Raw genomic sequence first — 18,044 nt, forward strand, 5'->3', positions numbered from 1 at the left:
GTGTTTTCTAATGGCTAGATTTGCTGTACCATTTTTTCAGAAATGAAAATTTATAAAAAAACTCAAACTACTTATTGACTTTTATTAGCTGGTCTGTTATTCTGCCTTCAACAAAATAGATACAGATCGATTTTCCATATCATAAAACGCCCGTATTGTTTGCTCAATGTCAGAAAGAGAGAGCGCATTGAAAGCCTCCACTTGTTCAAAAAGATCAAACCCTCTCATTTTTTTATAGGTATAATTCCCCGCAATAGATTGAAGAGAATTAAAAGACGCAACAAATCTGCCAAGCAATTTTCGTTTCAGACGGTTAAAGTCTTCAGGATTAAATCCATTTTCAAGATGATATTCTATTGTGCTGATAATCTCTTTTTCTAAAATTTCCAATTGATTGGATTGATTGCCTACAATAGAATAAGCATATCCATCTTCAACCTGTATATCAAAATCAAACCCATCGCTGATAATTCCTGCTTGATAGAGTTTTGCAAAAGTATCACTACTTTTCCCAAACATTAAATCCCCCGCAACACGCATGGCTGCCAGTTTGAGTTCACGATCCACTTCAAAATACGTTGGATTGGATTTAAAACCAATGACCATATTGTTTTTAGAAACCTTTTTGCTGTAACTCGATCTACCCCCTTTTATAGCGATAGGTTCATCTGGAATAATTAGCTTAGGTTTCACGCCTTTGTTACAGTAACTTTCAGGTAAAAGTGTCTCAATTTTCCGGACCATATGTTCAGGGTCTATATCCCCATATAAAAACATGGCCATATTTTTAGGTGTATAAAAATAATTAAAACACGTCAAAAGTTGCTCTTTCGTTATGCTTCTTACAGACGCCTCTGTTCCCGCAATGTCATAACGAACCGGATGATTGTGATAGAGGTTTTTTAAAAGATTTGCGCCCATTAACCATTCGGGCTCATCTTCATACATCTTAATTTCTTGTACAATTACTTCGCGTTCTTTTGCAACCGAATCGTCCGTAATCCTAGCATTCAAGACAAAATCAATCAACAACTCAAGTGCATTTTCAAAATGATCCACTGTCTCCATATGGTATACGGTTGACGTATTACTTGTATACGCATTTACATTGGCGCCTATTTTTTCGAACTTTTCAAAGGTGCTTTCTTGATCATCTTCAAAAATTTGATGTTCCAAAAAATGCGCAATGCCTCTTGGCATTGTAAACTCAACACCATCATCCGTCACAAAGCGATTGTGCAAACCGCCATAACGGGTCCCAAAAAAAGCAAATTTCTTAGCAAACTGCTTTTTCGGCATAATATATACTTCTAAACCACATGACAATTTCTCATAGAAGATGCCTTCATCAATCAAGGGACTATACAATTTCTCCATATTTAGTCTTCTCCTTTTAAATGTGTAATTGTGTCCAGTTCAATGTTTGCAAACGCTTTAATAATATCATTTTTGGTTACGGCCATAATGCGTTTGATATGGTCCTCTAAATCAACCACATCTGAACTCAAATACTGATTATAGTAAAAATTAATAAAAGAGTTTTGATAATCCGACACAGACTGATAACTGGATATCAAGGCTTCTTTGGCAATTTCTAATTCTTTATCTAATAATACGCCCGCTTTAATTGCTTCCACTTGTTCACGAATCAAAACTTCAGCCTTGTCAAAATTCTCAAAATCGACACCAGCATACACAAGTAAAATAGATTTAAACTTGTCTGTTCTTGCAAAAATACTATAACAAAGGCCCTCACGCTCACGTACAACTTTAAAAAGTTTCGAACTTCCCCCATATCCTAAAATAACACTTCCAATAAACGCTGGTAAATACGCGTCACTTGTATATGGAACGTTTAAACGATAGCCCATCACCAATTTACCTTGATTGATTTCGTGAGATTCTTCAATATACTGAACCTCTTTTGGATGATGGATTACAGATTCAACTGGCATTTGAGTTTTAGGCCCACTTGAAAAATGTAGATTAGATTCTATTTTTTGTTTCAATGCTTCAAATTCAAAATTACCAATTGCGACAATATCCATCTCAGAAGATTCCATAAGCATTTTATAATGGGCATAAAGGGCCTCTGGCGTTATGGCGCTTATTTCTTCAACCGTTCCATACTCATGAATGCCATAAAGTTCATCCTTACACATGGTCTCAATACACAGAGACATTGCCCAAGTGTCTTTATCATCACGGCGCATTTCCACTTCTTCAATGAGCCTTGCTTGTTCGGTTTTAAACACTTGAGGGTTAAAACAATCTCCTTCAACAAGCGGGTTTTCAAGTATATCGTTTAAAAGACCAAGTGCCTGATCTGTGACAGTAGCATCATTCACATATTTTTCATTTGGAATTTGTAGTTTAATTTGAATAACCTGTTTCTCGCCATATTTGTGCACATCACTAATTAAAACTGCCCCATATAAATAATCCAGTGCTCGGCTCATCTCCAATTGTGTCGGATTCTTTGCAGTGGCCTTATCCATAATACGAGATAAAAGCGCATTAAGTGCTGCTTCCTGACGGTTTAATGGTCTTTTAATATACACACCAAATAAAACCGTCTTAAATTTATTTGATTTTATTAAATGTAGATTAATGCCCGTTTCGAGTTCATAACGTTTAATTTGATCAATCATAGAGTCTCCTATAGTTTAACTTTATTTTGGACTATTTACCTATTATAACTTATTTACTTTGTGATGTTAATGGTTTATAATTTATTGATGTGAAAAAGTATGTCTATTAGATAAAAGGAAGGTTATCATGAAATTAGGGATTGTAGGTTTACCCAACGTGGGAAAAAGCACCCTCTTCAATGCGATTACAAAAGCTGGAGCCGAGAGTGCCAATTATCCATTTTGTACAATAGAACCAAATGTTGGTGTCGTTTCTGTTCCAGATAAAAGATTGGATGTCCTTAGAGACATGTACGATTCTAAAAAAATTGTCCATACGGCCATAGAATTTTACGACATTGCAGGATTGGTAAGAGGCGCTTCAAAAGGCGAAGGCCTTGGAAATCAATTTTTAAGCCATATCAGAGAAGTTGCAGCGATTGTTCATGTTGTGCGGTGCTTTGAAGATGAAAACGTGGTTCATGTGGACGGAAAAATTGGTCCTCTAGACGATATTGAAACCATTAACATTGAATTGATTTTGTCAGATGCAGAGCTTTTGGAAAGACGCATTGCCAAAACTATCAAACAAGCAAAGGCTGACAAGTCCGCACTTGCTGAGCTGGAAATTTTAGAACGGGTTAAAAAAGTTCTTGAAGATGGTGTTTCAGCCCGTACCATGGAACTTACTCCCGAAGAACGTGATTTTGTAAAATCACTGAATTTGTTGTCATTCAAACCTGTGATCTACTGCGCCAATGTGTCAGAAGATGATGTGGCTTCAAGCAGTGAAAACACGCTTGTAAAACAAGTTCGTGATTTTGCGGCTTCAGAAAACGCAGAAGTTGTTGTGATTTGTGGAAAAATCGAACAAGAAATTGCTGAACTTGACGACGAAGACCGCCAAGGGTTCTTAGAGGAACTTGGACTTAAAGAATCTGGACTGGAACAATTGATACACTCCAGCTATCACCTTCTTGACCTCATTAGTTTTCTGACAGCCGGTCCACAGGAAGTTCGTGCATGGACCATAAGACGTGGCACAAAAGCACCTCAAGCTGGTGGTAAAATTCACTCAGATATTGAGCGTGGATTCATTCGTGCAGAAACCATTGCCTTTGAAGACTTAAAAACACTTGGAACAATGTCAGCTGCAAAGGATTTAGGCAAAGTAAGACTTGAGGGCAAAGACTATACCGTTCAAGATGGCGATGTAATTCTTTTTAGATTCAACGTATAAATAGAACAAAAGCTTATTTAGAAAATGATTTTTCATCCTCTAAATAAGCTTTTTTTATCCGTTAGATATGGCCGCATAATATGAATCTAGGTCGAAACCGTGGGTGGTAACAGAAACAATTGAACGGTTAAAAACTTGGCTCTCTGCCAATGACATTTCAAGAGAATCACTTTTTAACTGCATAAGCCACTGATGAAAATCATCTACTTTTAATTTATAAGCTGAATTCAATTTCAAAATTAAGTCTTTCACAAGATCTATGACCAAAGACTCGTTGTCTTTAGGTCTTAAGTGTAGTAACGAATCAGAAACCTCTTGAGGCGCTCTGGACAATTTGGCATTAAACTCATGCAGGTAAAAATATAAGCCTAGATTGTAAAGTTTTCCTGTGGAAACGTTGACAAAAAGAAGATCCCTTTCAAGCCCAGTGGACGTAAGTCCCATATGCTTGAGGGCAGTAAGGTCATAAAAAATTCCCTCACATAATTTGCGACTTCCCAAATGTTTCAAATACCCTTCTATTGTTTCAAGCACAACAATCGGTTCAACACCACGCTCTTTTTTCATCACAATATACCCATGTGTTTTGGAATCAAATGAGTCCACAATGTCAGGAACCGGAACTTTAAAATAGCCTTCGGAAGACCGACGTACCAAGTCAATGCCATCCATAAAAATTTTGCGTTTAAGCTTCGTAATTTCAAGTAAAATATGTGTTTCAGAAATATACATAAACCCAAGTTCAACCATAATCCGCTTTAAATATTTAAACCGAACACACTTGCCCCCTTCTCTTTGAATTTCAATGACCCGCTTCTTTTTACTCCTTTTAACTGGGGGTTGGGTTTCACGCTCATACTGAGTCTGCGTTTCGACGTTTACTTTTGAGCGTCGTCGATGAATCAAGCGCTCTTTTTCATAGAATTTGTTTTGTGCAATCAAAACAAGGCCCTCTTTGTATAGTGCGTTTATTTTGCTCATAATAAAAAGTGCCTCTTGAACATCAGCGACGTCTGGATGCCACATTTTCGCTAGCTTCCTATACTCAGTTTTGATGCCCTTCACCGTAAACAATTCTGATGGCATTGTACAGTTCATAATATAAAGTTGATTGTTAAATTTATCTTCTTTTGTCATTTTTAACATCTTCTCATTCCATGTTTTTTCTTAGCTGCGTACATACGTTTATCCGCAGCCCTTAGTAAAGTCGTAAGTTCCGTTCCATCTTCTCCAAAATTTGAAATGCCATAACTAAAAGACACAACAACTTTTGCTCCTTCTAATTCAAGGGGATGGTCTTCAAAAGATTTTAGCAACTCTTCCAAACGGCTTTCCAGAGCGTGCCCATCAGATTCAAAAAAAAGCCCAACAAATTCATCGCCCCCATAGCGTGCCAACAGATCACTTTTCCGTATAGAAGTTCGGCTAATCTCTGCGTACTTTATTAACAGTTGGTCGCCAACAATATGGCCATATCTGTCATTTACTTTTTTCAAATCATTTATGTCAAAAAGCACCACCTGAAATGGGGTTCCATAGCGCATAGAATAATCTTTATGGTTCCTAAAGGCTTCTTCAAAATAGTAACGGTTGTAGAGCCCAGTGAGGCTGTCATATTTAGCCAAAAATGTATGTTCTTCAAACAATTTGTGATTGTATATGGCAATTTCCACTTGATTTTTTATAAAGGTCATCATTTTACGATCGTTGTCATCAAAACCGTTCACCTTAACTGAATCTACATTTATGCACCCAATAAATTGCCCTTCCACATAAATTGGCGTAGAAAGTGTTGATCGAATATAGCGTTCAGCAAAACCTTTTGTCTTAACCTTTAAAAAATCTCCAGCTTCAAACAAATCATTAACCGTTGCAATTTCATCCAGTTTGCCTTGTGTTGCTCTGTAAAGAAAAGATTCCTCAAGTGGAATCTTAAAGCCTTGTATGGTCGTATCGTCAAATCCTTTATGTGCAGATACCACCAAGTCATGCCCATCAAGAAGAAGGACTGTTCCAACTTGTGCATTGGGGATGGTATCAATAGCCCGTTTCAAAATCATATCATAAAGACCACTGATATTTTCAGACTGAACAACATACTGAGAAACTTCAAGCATTGCATCACTTAGTTTAAGTGATCTTGAAAGTTCAATCTGAATTTGCTTCTTTTCAGTGATTTCCATGAGGTTAACCATAAGATAAAGTTTGTCATTTACCAGAATGCGTTTACTGGAAAAATCAAACCACATCCATTTGCCAGTTTGTGTCTTTAGACGCACTTCTTGGCCACCCTTTAATGATTTCCCTTCTAAAAGTCTCTGTAGGCTTGACAAAAAAAGGTCTGAATAATTTGAATCAATCACATCTGCAAATTCCATATTTTTTGCTTCCTCTAAAGTAAACCCTGTGACGTTACAGAAAACATCATTTGCATATATAACCTCATCCAAATTCAAAACAATTGCAGGGGATGCCATTAAATTTCCAAGTCTATTCAGTTCTTCAACCGTCACTCGAAGCCACTGGTTTTCCACAATTTACCTCTTTCAAATTTAGATTCTTTTCATTTATTATAACATCAAATTCTATATTTTTCCCCTATATTGGGTTAAAAAAGACTAATTGAAGCTAGATTCTAAAAAAACCTGTTCTCAACTTGCATTTATAAGCAAATGAGATCAGGTTTTTATATTGGGATAAATGCAATTAAGCCCCTTCATGCTCTTCCATATACCACATGGATGCTTCAAAGTTAACTTCTTTTAACAAAGATTCAATCGAATCCTCACTACAAGCCACACGAGTTTCAACAAACAATTCCTGAGGAACCCTGATATGCAACCCTTTTTCGATGGCTTGAATTGTCCGCTCAATACCGTCTTCCACATCAGCCGAATCGAAAGCGTCTCTAATTGATTTTTTCTGTTCTTCAGTCAGTTTCATTGAAAATAGATCTTCCACATAAGCGTAAATTGCTGAAAACAAACAAGGTTTATGCATAGTGTTCCTCCCGTAAATTTAGTATTAGTAGCTTTTGCCTACTTGCCTACTAGTTTACCACAAATTGTACGGATTTTAAAACAATTTTATAAACTTTTTGTAATTTATAGCCTAATGATTTTTTCAGATAACTGTTTTGCAATGGTTTCATGGCATGTGAAAAATAAAAGTTGACGCCCTTTGGAAAATTCTTTAAGCAAGGAAATCGACTTTTCCAACCGACTTTTGTCCATATTCACAAGGCAATCGTCAAAAGCACATAAATGTCCACCGTCAGCATCCGTTGTTTCAATTAAGGCCAGTCTAAAAGCCAAAGAAACGCTTTCCATTGTACCAGAGGAAAGCAAATGAAAAGGTATTTCCCCTTCAGGATGTGAAACATGAAGCCCCATATGGTCATCAAATAAAAAAGTATCATAAGCCAGTCCTGTTAGTTGTCTCAAGTAAGACTCAAATTTAACGCTCAATGGACTCGCTTGATCCGCCTCCACTTGTTCAATAACTCGATTTAAAGCGAATTGAATTGTGGTGAGTTTTTTAGCACGATTAATCCACTTATTCATCTGCATTTCACTTTCTTCAGCAAGGGCTTTAAAAGCTTCAGCACTCTGATCCGGTAAATTCATGTACGTGCGCTCGAGTTCCATCTCCTTTTGACCTAGAGTTCTAATAGAAACTTCCTTCTCCTCAGCCAGTTGCAAGAGTGTTTTTCGGTAGTGATTAAAGTCGGAAAATTCGTCCGGCATCTCTTGGAGCGCCAAAAATTCCTTCTCAACCGATTGCATCTCTGCTAGACTTTGCCCGAAAGACATGGTCAGCGCTTCATAAGTTTTAAATTCAAATTGAAGCTTTTCAAATCTATAAGATGCTTTTGCTTGTTTTGCAGTGATACTGTCCAATTCCTGCTGCACTTTTTCCAATTTTTTTTGCAAAACTTCTGGATCGCCAATCTGGCTCTCTGAATAGAATTCATGTTGCTTTAAAAGAAGGTCCGGTGACTCAATGCTTGGCAGATTCCCCAACTGCTTGGTCATGGAATCCAACTCAATTGATAAAGTTTTATACCTTCTATGCATGGCTACAATTTCATCAAAATTCGATACATCTACCTTTTTAAATAACTCAGCTTGTTTTTTTTGAGCATCCTGATATGCCTTTGAAACTGAATCATAATCTATTTGATTGGACATAATCTCCAGTTCAGTACCATCAGATGTTTGAACCTTCATATAAGCGTTTAAAGCCCATGTTTCGCCAGCTGAAAACAATTGCGTTTCCCCTTGATAATCTACTACTGTAATGGGCGTTGACGCTTGAAGTAATTTGCCCCTTAATTCAGCAGACTGAATAAGCAACGCATTCTTTTGAAGATCACTTTCAATGTCTTTACTCCGGTTTAAGAGCGCGTCATTAAATGCCTTTACTGTAAAAAGCTCTTTATTAACCGTTGCAATCTTCTCTTCTAGATCCTGACGTTTAAGATAGATTTTATATGCACTCTCATATTTTTCATACGCACGGTGGGCTTCTAACGCCCTCTGCAAGTCTTCTTTTTGTGCTTTTAAAGCTTCTGTAGACTGCATCAAAAAATTAAGTTCTGCCTGAAGCGTTGGCCATTCCTGAGTTGCTTTTAAAAGCATTTGTTTTTGATCTTCTAGTCGACTTAACCGTTCTCCCAGCCGTTCTCTTTGGATCAAATCATTTTCTAAAAGTTGAAGTTTTGTAAGTGATTCACTTACCGTTTCGAGCCTTGACTTGAGTGTTTTAATCTCTTCCTGTAAACGCTCAATGCTCTCCTCTCCCATTTCAGCATCACGCATGCTATGGCGTGCATGTTCCATTTGATAGTAGGATTCGAGAATTTTACCAACATTTCTCTTATGCGGGCGGTCAATGCCCCTACCACCAGCTGGCCGATCTAACGCTATATCCCAGTTGGAAACAAGGGCATCATAATCCTCTTGAAGTTTTGACTTAAACGCTTCTATGGATATGCCGTCTAGCTTCATTTCCGCGCTGTCCAATAATTCTCGAATTGAATTTGATAAGGGCTGAGAATTCTGGATAGACTCAAATATTTGATTAAAAACGTCTTGTTTGGCAAAAAAAATGTGGGTATACGTTCCTTCGCCATAGTTTAGATAGGCTTTTACAATGGTGTCAATCTCCTCTGGATTGATTATTTTGAGGTCACCTTCATAAAGCACGTATTCTGGTGTTTTCAAATGCCAAACTTTTCTTAACAAATACATCTGACCATTGAATTCAAATGACAGCTCAATTTCCGCATAATCACTCTGACCATAGGGAAACGCACGCTCCATAAATCGCTTATCTTCTACTTTTCGATTTCCCAATTTTACAGGTGTAAATAAAACAGCATGTAAAGCCTCTAAAGTCGTGCTCTTTCCAGCCTCATTGTTGCCAAAAATAACATTTAGTCCATTTCCAAACTCAATTTCTCTATTTCTCAAACCACCGTACTGTATAATTTTCAATTTTCTAATCATCCGAAAGTCCTTCCTGCATCAGTTCATAGGCAAGATGCGCTGTTTCTTCATCCGCTTCTTCTAAAAGCAAGTTTAAGAGCAAATTCGGCACAGAGTTTTCTGAAAAAGCACTTTCAATAAACGCTCTGTCAAATTTAGGTTTTAATGCGTCATCCCGTCCTTCAAAATACAAAAATTCCTTAGAAAGAGCATCCAAAACTTTAAATCTCGACTGATAAGCATCTTGATTCACACGCCCCTTTAACCTGATTCGTGCAATGGTTGACATTAAATCCAAATCATTAAAAGGTTTCATAAGTGTGTCAGCAGACAAGTCATCGTCAAGGCTCAACTCAACGTCTCTAAACTTCAAATTACCAGTCCTTATTTTTTTGCCAGTGACCTTATATTGCACCCCCACTTCGATCAACCAACCATAGCCATCATAGGGATAATTCAATCCATCTGGTTCTGTAGTCCCAGGGTTAAAAATGGTTTCTGTGCTTGTTAATTCCAACACTGGATATGGCACATGCGTGTGGCCCATTAAGCAAAAATCCATATTTAGATCTGTAAGTTCTTTTAAAGTCATTGGGAAATAGGTATTATTAAGATCTGGAGAGATGTCTTTTATCGCACCATGTGCCATCAGCACTTTTATGCCCGCTTCATCTGCCTCTATTTGTCTTTCTTTAACCCACTGCAAGTTGTTCACGCTACTGTGTTTGCTGTTACATGGCGCAGCAAAAACTTCAATTTTGCTGGCGCCATATTCAAATGTGTATTTTTTTGAAGATGCCAACACAACAATTTTATCTGATGCGATTTCGTTGAACCATTGCCAAAGTTTAAGCGTTTCGTCATAATAATCGTGATTGCCCGGCAGGACCCAAACATAGGCCCCAGTAAATTGCGACAAAATTTCAGCTGCACGCACAACTTCTTTTTGCTTTACTTTAATGGACTCAAATAAATCGCCGCCCACCGACAAATAGTCACATTCCTGTGAATTTGCAATTTTGACTGCATTTTCAAGAGCTTTAAATCGACTTTCATACAGTCTATCTGACACATCACCGGGATATCTTGAAAATCGCATGCCCAAATGAACATCTGCAATATGAAAAATTTTAATCCCTGTCATCTGTAGCCTCCCTATAGTTTCGTGCTCTATCAATTAGTTTCAAGTAAAGTTTTATAAAATCCGGTTCATTGGAATACACTGAAATTTCATTAATCGGTATCCATTGCACTTTAGAGTTTTCATCTAGGTTCGGCCTAATCATTTCGCTGTCGTCCGCAATAAATACAAAGGACACATTTAAATGCAAGTGCCCTGTTACATACTGTCCTTTTTTATAGTGCCCATCAACGGTTAGGACTTCAATCGATTGAGCTTCTTCCGTTAGGGGCTTCACTTGACTTAAGCCCGTTTCTTCTAAAGTTTCTTTTAAGGCCACACCCAAACAATTAAAGTCGCCATCGTTATGCCCACCTACCCAGGTCCAAGTATTGTATATGTTATGATGAACCATTAGCATATGGGTTAGGTTATGGTTAAGGACAACGGCTGAACTTGTGAGGTGTGCTAAAGTTCTATTTCTATAAAGAATTGAATTTCCAACCTGTTCATAATGTTTTATAAGCACTTTTAAATCTTCTCTTTCCACCTCGTTTTTCGGATGGTAGTTTTTTAAAATCGTATCCAATGTCAGCTTCAAATGACCTCCTTATAGTTTTACACCCTTATCTTATGAGTTTAACGAGTTCAAGCCGTCCTACAATAACACCCGTTTCAGTTTCTGCGTTGATGTCTCCCATCAATTCATATATGCCATCTGCTTCAATTAAAACAAATTCACCCGTTCCTACCGATGCGTCCAGCCACAAGCGGTCATTGTTAAAATGAATCGGCAGTATAAAAATTTCATCCTCAAGTGTCACTTCCATATGACCATAGGCATTGGATTGTTCATCAATATAGGCGCTTACCGTAAATTCATTTTCTTCCAAGTCCATAAATCGGCCTTTCCAGTCGCCTTCATAGACACCATTTGGTTGCCAAAAATCCACATAGGCAAATAGGAAGACTGCTAGAACCACACATAAAAGACCCGCTATTAGAATTATTTGTTTCATATCCCGCCTCCATTTCTTTTCCTTCTATTCTTATTCTAGTTTCTATTCAATTTACCGTCAAATTTTTCTCTAGGAAATTTTGATTTTTGGTGATTAATTCGCAACCATTAAGGTTATAAATACAAAGTAATTTAGATAAGGAGCCCAAAATGTCTTATAAGTGGTTTAAACTATACACCTTCAATCCCTCAACAACCAATTTGGAAACCGTTCATACACAAATTAAAAAGCTGTTAAACGACCAACCAAGTAACATTCAGGTCGCTTTTTTAATTTCAATTCATGAGTTAATCATTAACAGCATTCAAGAATCAAATCACTTGGGGTTGCAAAATGAAATAAGCATTGCTCTATTCAAAGATGAAACGCTTTATTACGCATGGGTTTCGGACTATGGCCGTGGACTTTCTAACATTTTGACAGTCAAATCGTCTGATGATTTGCTCAAGGAACGGGGACGAGGACTTGAAATTGTACAGTCATTATCAGATTGCTTTTACGTTTGCAAGGGGAGAGATCAATTGAATTATTTTATCATCACTAAAAATGAGGAGGCACTTGAAACATGAAAAAAGCAAAAAAGCAGACATCTCTCAGAAAAAAATTTATTGTATCATTTGCAATTATTGCACTACTGCTCGTTATTGAGACCGGATTCACCTTTTACTTTGAAAATAGAATCAAAAATTTGGTGACTGATATGGAAGAAGCCTATGACTTTCAAATCTTTTTAAATCAAAAGATTATTGACCATGAAGAGTATGTTCTAAACATGAACTTGTTAATTAAAGATCCAAATCACAATTTTACAGTCACCGACCATACAAGCTGTGCTCTGGGCACTTGGTACTATGAGTATACCCCTTTACCAAGGAATGCCAATCTATTAAAGGCTCTTGAACAACCACACATTGACTTGCACAATGCCTCTCATGAAATAGAAGAACTCTTAAGTTCTGGGAAACAGGCCCAAGCAGAATCTGTTTTCTTTGACAAAATGATTCCGGCTGTAAATTCAGTTAAAACAATTTTATTTGATCTGGCAGATATTGAAAACGTTCACACAGAAGAAAAGATAGAAGCACTTCACACTGCACAAAATAAGGTTTTAATAATTGGCATTTCAATACGCGTATTGGCAATTTTGCTTTCAATTATTATTGCCTATATTCTTTCCAATATTATAATTAAACCCATTTACAAAATTGCTCAATCTATGGAAGCCGTCTCCACAGGCAACCTAGATACTTATGTTGAATTTGAATCCAATGATGAACTTGGAAGTTTAGCCACCCAAGTCAATGACACCATAACAAAACTTACAGGTATTATAAGCGGTATTCGGGGAAAATCTACAGTTGTTGATGATGGGTCTACTGTTATCTCCGAATCTTTAAATGAAATTCGAATTGCTTCGGATGAAATTACAAATACAACGGTTCAAATCGCACAAAACTCAGATCAGATGGCAGGCGAAATCAACACCATTGCAAACGACACAACTGAAATGTTTGCAATGGGAGAAACTTTAGATCAAATTGCAAAAGAAACTGCAAATGCCATAGAGCTGACACACAAAGCATCTATTGAAGGCAGACATTCTGTTGAAACAGCTACCAATAGTATGGATTCAGTCCGTCAAACAGTAGATTTTGCCGCTCAAGCAATTTCAAAACTTATTGAACGGAGCCAACAGATTGGGCAAATGGTAAAGGTTATTGAAGACATTGCAGCCCAGACCAATTTGCTGGCATTAAATGCTTCAATTGAATCCGCACGTGCTGGCGAAGCAGGTCGTGGTTTCGCTGTCGTTGCAGATGAAATCAGAAAACTCGCAGAAAACTCAAGTGATGCTGCTGCTAAGATTGTAAGTCTTATTGAAAACATAGAATCCGAAACACAAGCAACCGTAAATTCCATGGAATTCAATCAAGATCAAGTTTTAGAGCAAGTGCATAACATCCACCAGGCAAATGATGCTTTAACTAAGATATTAGAACAGTCAGATTTAACTCAAAATTCAAGCAGTCAGCTCAAGGAACTGGTAGATCGGCTTAAAGCAAAAGCACAAAGCATTGATCAAGCAGTTCTCGGCGTCAACGACTCTATACAAAGCAATGCAGCAAGTGCAGAAGAAGTTACAGCAGCAACAGAGGAACAAAATGCAACCATTACTACCGTTAATGAAATGACCCAACAACTGGCAACTGAGGTTGACGTTCTAAAGAATATGATTCGCGAATTTAAGTTGAAGGAGGCCAAGCACAATGACATCTAAGATAGAAGACGGTAAAATGACTTTTTCCCTTAAAGATAAAATTATTATGTCAAACTCAGATGCCTTAAAAAATCAAATTAAAAAAAACATCCTAGATGAGACAAAGTCATCTGAAATTAACATACTAGAATTCGACTTAAAAGACGTCGAGTTTATAGACAGCACTGGTGTTGGCGTCTTCATCTCCCTATTTAAATTTTCCAATGAAAACGACATGGAAATGTCCATCGTCAACACTCAAGATATGGTCAAAAAAATATTTACAATTACCAAACTCGACACACTTTTAAACATAAAATAGATCCTGCATAAAAATCCCCTTTTTGCGCCTTTACCAGCGCCAAAAGGGGATCTTTTTATGCAGTCACTTTTATAGTATTATCAATTAGTTGAATATGAACAGCCTTGTTATTTTGAAAAGTGCCTTTTAAAATTTCTTTTGCGATCTCATTTTCAATATATTTTTGAATGTAACGTTTAATAGGTCTCGCGCCATAGGCAGGATTGAATCCTTCCTTAAGAATTTTCTCTTTAACAGCCATGTCTATACTTATGGTCATCTCCGCCCTTTTTTCTAAAGAATATATGACGTTATCAATAATCGCCATAATATCTGATTCAGACAAGGGTGAAAACAACACAATTTCATCTAATCTATTTAGAAACTCTGGCTTGAAATACTGATGCATCAATTGATCAATTTCCATTTGAATTTCAGAGTCAATTTCACCACCAGTGGATAAACGATCCAGTAGAATTTGGCTGCCAATATTGGACGTCATAATGACAACTGTATTTTTAAAATCCACAACCCTTCCCTGAGAATCGGTCAAACGCCCATCATCTAAAAGTTGCAAAAGAATATTAAACACATCTGGGTGGGCCTTTTCTATTTCATCAAACAGAATTACAGAATAGGGTTTTCTCCGAACAGCTTCCGTTAACTGTCCCCCCTCTTCATAGCCCACGTAACCTGGAGGGGCCCCAATGAGTCGAGCAACTGCGTGCTTTTCCATATATTCACTCATATCAATTCGAATGAGATTTTGTTCACTGTCGAACAAAGCTTCAGCAAGCGTCTTTGAGAGTTCTGTTTTACCAACGCCCGTAGGTCCCAAGAAAATAAATGATCCAATTGGTCTATTTGGATCTTTGAGGCCAGACCGAGCTCTTAAAACCGCTTCAGAAACTGCTGTAACAGCAAGCCCCTGACCCACAACGCGTCTTTGCAATACTTTATCCAAATTAAGAAGTTTATCCGTTTCTGATGCATTTAATTTTTGAAGCGGTATACCTGTCCACTTGGCAACAATTTCTGCAATCTGGGATTCAGAAACTTCTTCTTTTAGGAGAACAAAATCTTTTTGCTTATCTTTTTGATTTTCCACAGCCAACTGTTTTTCAAGGTCAGCTAATTTTCCATAACGCAGTTCAGCAAGTTTTTCAAGGTCATATGTTCTTTCCGCCTCTTCAATTTCACGTTTAACGCGCTCAATTTCAGATTTAATTTCCTTTTCACGATTTAATTGTGCCTTTTCCATCATCCACTGACTTTTTAATTTTTGAAGGGCATCTTTTTGACTCACTATTTCTGATTCCAGCAAGGAAAGTCTTTCTTTTGAAGCCAAATCACTTTCTTTCGAAAGTGCTTGTTTTTCGATTTCAAGTTGCATTAGCTTTCTGGAGATTTCGTCCAGTTCAGCGGGCATAGAATCAATTTCACTTCGAATCATAGCCGCTGCTTCATCCATTAAATCAATTGCTTTATCGGGCAAGAATCGATCACTAATATATCGATTCGACAGATTTGCAGCTGCAATAAGAGCCCCATCCGTAATACGAACACCATGATGAATTTCAAAGCGTTCCTTAAGCCCTCTTAAGATTGAAATCGTATCTTCAACTGAAGGCTGATCAACAACAATTGGCTGAAAACGCCTTTCAAGAGCAGCATCTTTTTCAATATGTTGACGGTACTCGTCCAAAGTTGTTGCACCAATACACCTAAGCTCACCACGCGCCAACATAGGCTTTAGAAGATTTCCTGCATCCATTGCGCCATCAGCTTTACCAGCACCAACAATTGTATGCAATTCATCAATAAACAAAATAACCTTCCCATCAGCTTCTCTCACTTCAGACAAAACAGATTTCAGGCGTTCTTCAAATTCACCTCTAAACTTAGCACCTGCAATCAAAGCACCCATGTCTAAAGCAAAAATCTGTTGGTCTTTTAGGTTTTCAGGGACATCCCCTGCAAGAATTCTCTGTGCCAATCCTTCCACCACAGCGGTTTTTCCCACACCAGGTTCTCCAATTAAAACAGGATTATTTTTAGTCCTTCGTGATAAAATTCGAATAACACGTCTAATCTCAGAGTCTCTTCCAATTACAGGATCCAGTTTTCCCTGTTTGGCCTGCTGTAGTAGATTAATACTATATTTTGAAAGTGCCTTATACGCGCTGTCTTCTGCAGATGCGTGTCCTTTTTGATAAGCGCGTGATTCCAGGAGTGCACTTATAAAAGCTTGTTGATTCACACCATACTTTTTGAGTAAATCAGATGAAAACGTATGACGATCTTTAAAAAAAGTTAAATACAAGTGTGTCGAATCTACATAGGCATCGTTCAACCGATCTGCTTCATCTTCTGCGAGAATCAAAAGTTGATTAAAACGTCTTGTTGCAGTTAATTGAACCTCTTCACCATACACCTTTTGAAGGGTATTCAAATGCGTCTCCAAGTCATTTAGCATAGCGTCTACAGGATAATTCATCGATTTCAAAACTTTCGATACCACACTGGCTTCTGCAGATAAAACCCCATAGTGTAAATGCTCACCATCAATTTTGGCATGATTTAATTTGATTGCCATTTTTTGCGCAATTTCAATCGCTTCATTTAAATTTTCTGTAAACCGATTTGTTTTCATAATCAACACCCTTTCTTCTGTTAGCACTCTGCTCTGTCGAGTGCTAATTCTGCTTATATTATAAATCTGCCATAAAAAAAAGTCAATTCAACAAAAAGAATCTTAACACTTTCGTTAAGATTCTTTTCAGATTGGTTTAATCTATTAAATTTTAAATGACCCAATTTTAGCCACAAGAATATCAGCAAGTGTTGTAAGTTGGCTGCTCAGCAGCACCCTTTGCAATTTGTTCTATCGTCATACCGACTTCTTTAGATGCCGCACTTGTTTGAATTGCTGTTGCACTTAAAGTCTCCGCAGATTCTGTCAACTCGTGCGCGGAATCAAGTACATTTTTAACAATTTCTCGTATTGCAAGCCAGAGCGTTTGCATTGCAGATGCCATCTCACTCAGCTCATCTTTAGATTTTAACGATTTTTGGTTTACTTCTTTTGTGAAATTGCCTTCCGACATAATCGCAAGGTCGTCCTTCATCTGACCAACACCAACAACAACACGGTTTGACATTCTAAAAAAAAATACCCCAATTAAAACAAAAGCAATTGCTGATATAATGAAAATTATCGTTGTATTTTGAAGCACTGCAGCCTGAACATTGTCCATTGAATACCCAATTTTTAACACACCGTCAATTTCATCGTCAATCATTATCGGAACCAATACATCTAAAACAGATTCCCCAGCTACTGATTTCTGCATTCCTGTTGACAGCACTTCTGAAATCAAAAGATCTGAACCCATAGAAATGCCTACTTGGTCTAATCATTATGCGCCAAAATATTTCCCGACGCATCCATATAAACGGCGTACTCAATTTCATCAAAATAAGAATTCGTCTCACCTTTAAGAACAGCTTGCGATGCAGCATCAGGTTCCACAAGAATGCCAATTCGATTGCTTAGATTCGATAGAATAATTTGCCCCTTTGCGTCGGTAATGCTAATTTCAAAAACATCCAATTGTTGCGCAAGCCTAAACAAATATTGATTTGTGACGCTCTCTTCATTTGAAGCAACGACTCGATTTGTAGATTTAACCTTATCTTCGGCTTGTTCTATTACGATTTCAAAGCTATTCTTATTTTCCTGAATACGCTCAATAAATTGACCGGCAATATAATACCCATTTCGTTCCATTTCTGAAATGATATTGGCCTTTGAAAAATATGACGAGGCAACTCCTATTGCAAGGACACCAATAAAAATTAATATCAAAGGTACAATCGTAAGTTTTGTCCGTATTGATTTACTTGTATTTTTCCTCTTCACCACCGCTCTCCTTTACACATTATTAACACAGATATTACTCTATTTATACTATATTTAGCGTGCAAA

16 protein-coding genes are annotated in these 18,044 nt (G+C 37.4%); 4 read left to right on the forward strand and 12 right to left on the reverse strand.

Translation table 11 applies throughout. The features are described from left to right. Window positions 1-96: 96 nt before the first annotated feature. Together yfmH and yfmF are read right to left on the reverse strand one after the other, a co-directional pair. Window positions 97-1,377: an EF-P 5-aminopentanol modification-associated protein YfmH gene (gene yfmH, locus JOC49_RS10930; RefSeq protein ID WP_204665074.1), complete on the reverse strand. Its 1,281-nt coding sequence runs from the start codon at window positions 1,375-1,377 to the stop codon at window positions 97-99. 2 nt (window positions 1,378-1,379) lie between these two features. Beyond that, on the reverse strand, window positions 1,380-2,651 hold the full coding sequence (yfmF, locus tag JOC49_RS10935) for an EF-P 5-aminopentanol modification-associated protein YfmF (RefSeq protein WP_204665075.1): 1,272 nt from the start codon (window positions 2,649-2,651) through the stop codon (window positions 1,380-1,382). 127 nt (window positions 2,652-2,778) lie between these two features. Between yfmF and ychF the strand changes: the two genes are divergently transcribed. Continuing rightward, window positions 2,779-3,870: a redox-regulated ATPase YchF gene (gene ychF / locus JOC49_RS10940; protein ID WP_204665076.1), complete on the forward strand. Its 1,092-nt coding sequence runs from the start codon at window positions 2,779-2,781 to the stop codon at window positions 3,868-3,870. Window positions 3,871-3,924: 54 nt separating this feature from the next. Here the strand turns inward: ychF and JOC49_RS10945 are convergent, their stop codons facing one another. The 7 genes from JOC49_RS10945 to JOC49_RS10975 form a co-directional block, all read right to left on the reverse strand. Then, complete coding sequence (locus JOC49_RS10945) at window positions 3,925-5,016, reverse strand: J domain-containing protein (protein WP_204665077.1); 1,092 nt, start codon at window positions 5,014-5,016, stop codon at window positions 3,925-3,927. Continuing rightward, the gene (locus JOC49_RS10950; RefSeq protein WP_204665078.1) at window positions 5,010-6,404 is read right to left on the reverse strand and encodes a diguanylate cyclase; all 1,395 of its coding nucleotides are present in this window, start codon (window positions 6,402-6,404) and stop codon (window positions 5,010-5,012) included. Before JOC49_RS10950 ends, JOC49_RS10945 begins: the two co-directional genes overlap by 7 nt. Before the next feature lie 172 nt (window positions 6,405-6,576). Then, entirely contained in the window at window positions 6,577-6,870 is a 294-nt protein-coding gene (locus tag JOC49_RS10955) for a hypothetical protein (RefSeq protein ID WP_204665079.1), read from the reverse strand. A 104-nt stretch (window positions 6,871-6,974) separates the two neighbouring features. Continuing rightward, the gene (locus JOC49_RS10960; RefSeq protein ID WP_204665080.1) at window positions 6,975-9,380 is read right to left on the reverse strand and encodes an ATP-binding protein; all 2,406 of its coding nucleotides are present in this window, start codon (window positions 9,378-9,380) and stop codon (window positions 6,975-6,977) included. Further along, window positions 9,373-10,503 carry a metallophosphoesterase family protein gene (locus tag JOC49_RS10965; protein WP_204665081.1) on the reverse strand — a complete coding sequence of 377 codons (1,131 nt, stop codon included), beginning with the start codon at window positions 10,501-10,503 and terminating at the stop codon, window positions 9,373-9,375. Before JOC49_RS10965 ends, JOC49_RS10960 begins: the two co-directional genes overlap by 8 nt. Beyond that, window positions 10,490-11,080: an NUDIX hydrolase gene (locus tag JOC49_RS10970; protein ID WP_204665082.1), complete on the reverse strand. Its 591-nt coding sequence runs from the start codon at window positions 11,078-11,080 to the stop codon at window positions 10,490-10,492. Before JOC49_RS10970 ends, JOC49_RS10965 begins: the two co-directional genes overlap by 14 nt. A gap of 25 nt (window positions 11,081-11,105) precedes the next feature. Next, the gene (locus JOC49_RS10975; RefSeq protein WP_204665083.1) at window positions 11,106-11,498 is read right to left on the reverse strand and encodes a hypothetical protein; all 393 of its coding nucleotides are present in this window, start codon (window positions 11,496-11,498) and stop codon (window positions 11,106-11,108) included. A gap of 149 nt (window positions 11,499-11,647) precedes the next feature. Between JOC49_RS10975 and JOC49_RS10980 the strand changes: the two genes are divergently transcribed. The 3 genes from JOC49_RS10980 to JOC49_RS10990 are packed head-to-tail and all read left to right on the forward strand — an operon-like array spanning window position 11,648 to window position 14,077. After that, entirely contained in the window at window positions 11,648-12,067 is a 420-nt protein-coding gene (locus tag JOC49_RS10980) for an ATP-binding protein (RefSeq protein ID WP_204665084.1), read from the forward strand. Next, on the forward strand, window positions 12,064-13,776 hold the full coding sequence (locus tag JOC49_RS10985) for a methyl-accepting chemotaxis protein (RefSeq protein ID WP_204665085.1): 1,713 nt from the start codon (window positions 12,064-12,066) through the stop codon (window positions 13,774-13,776). Before JOC49_RS10980 ends, JOC49_RS10985 begins: the two co-directional genes overlap by 4 nt. Further along, the gene (locus JOC49_RS10990) at window positions 13,766-14,077 is read left to right on the forward strand and encodes an STAS domain-containing protein (RefSeq protein WP_204665086.1); all 312 of its coding nucleotides are present in this window, start codon (window positions 13,766-13,768) and stop codon (window positions 14,075-14,077) included. Before JOC49_RS10985 ends, JOC49_RS10990 begins: the two co-directional genes overlap by 11 nt. A gap of 55 nt (window positions 14,078-14,132) precedes the next feature. Here JOC49_RS10990 and clpB read toward each other — a convergent pair whose 3' ends face one another. From clpB to JOC49_RS11005, 3 genes are all read right to left on the reverse strand, one after another. Next, window positions 14,133-16,709, reverse strand: coding sequence for an ATP-dependent chaperone ClpB (gene clpB, locus JOC49_RS10995; RefSeq protein ID WP_204665087.1), 2,577 nt, complete (start codon window positions 16,707-16,709; stop codon window positions 14,133-14,135). A 181-nt stretch (window positions 16,710-16,890) separates the two neighbouring features. Next, a complete protein-coding gene (locus JOC49_RS11000) occupies window positions 16,891-17,451 on the reverse strand; it encodes a methyl-accepting chemotaxis protein (protein WP_204665088.1) in 561 nt (186 codons plus the stop codon). 17 nt (window positions 17,452-17,468) lie between these two features. After that, a complete protein-coding gene (locus tag JOC49_RS11005; protein WP_204665089.1) occupies window positions 17,469-17,978 on the reverse strand; it encodes a hypothetical protein in 510 nt (169 codons plus the stop codon). Between the last annotated feature and the right edge of the window lie 66 nt (window positions 17,979-18,044).

This window comes from Fusibacter tunisiensis (assembly GCF_016908355.1).
Lineage (GTDB): Bacteria > Bacillota > Clostridia > Peptostreptococcales > Acidaminobacteraceae > Fusibacter_D > Fusibacter_D tunisiensis.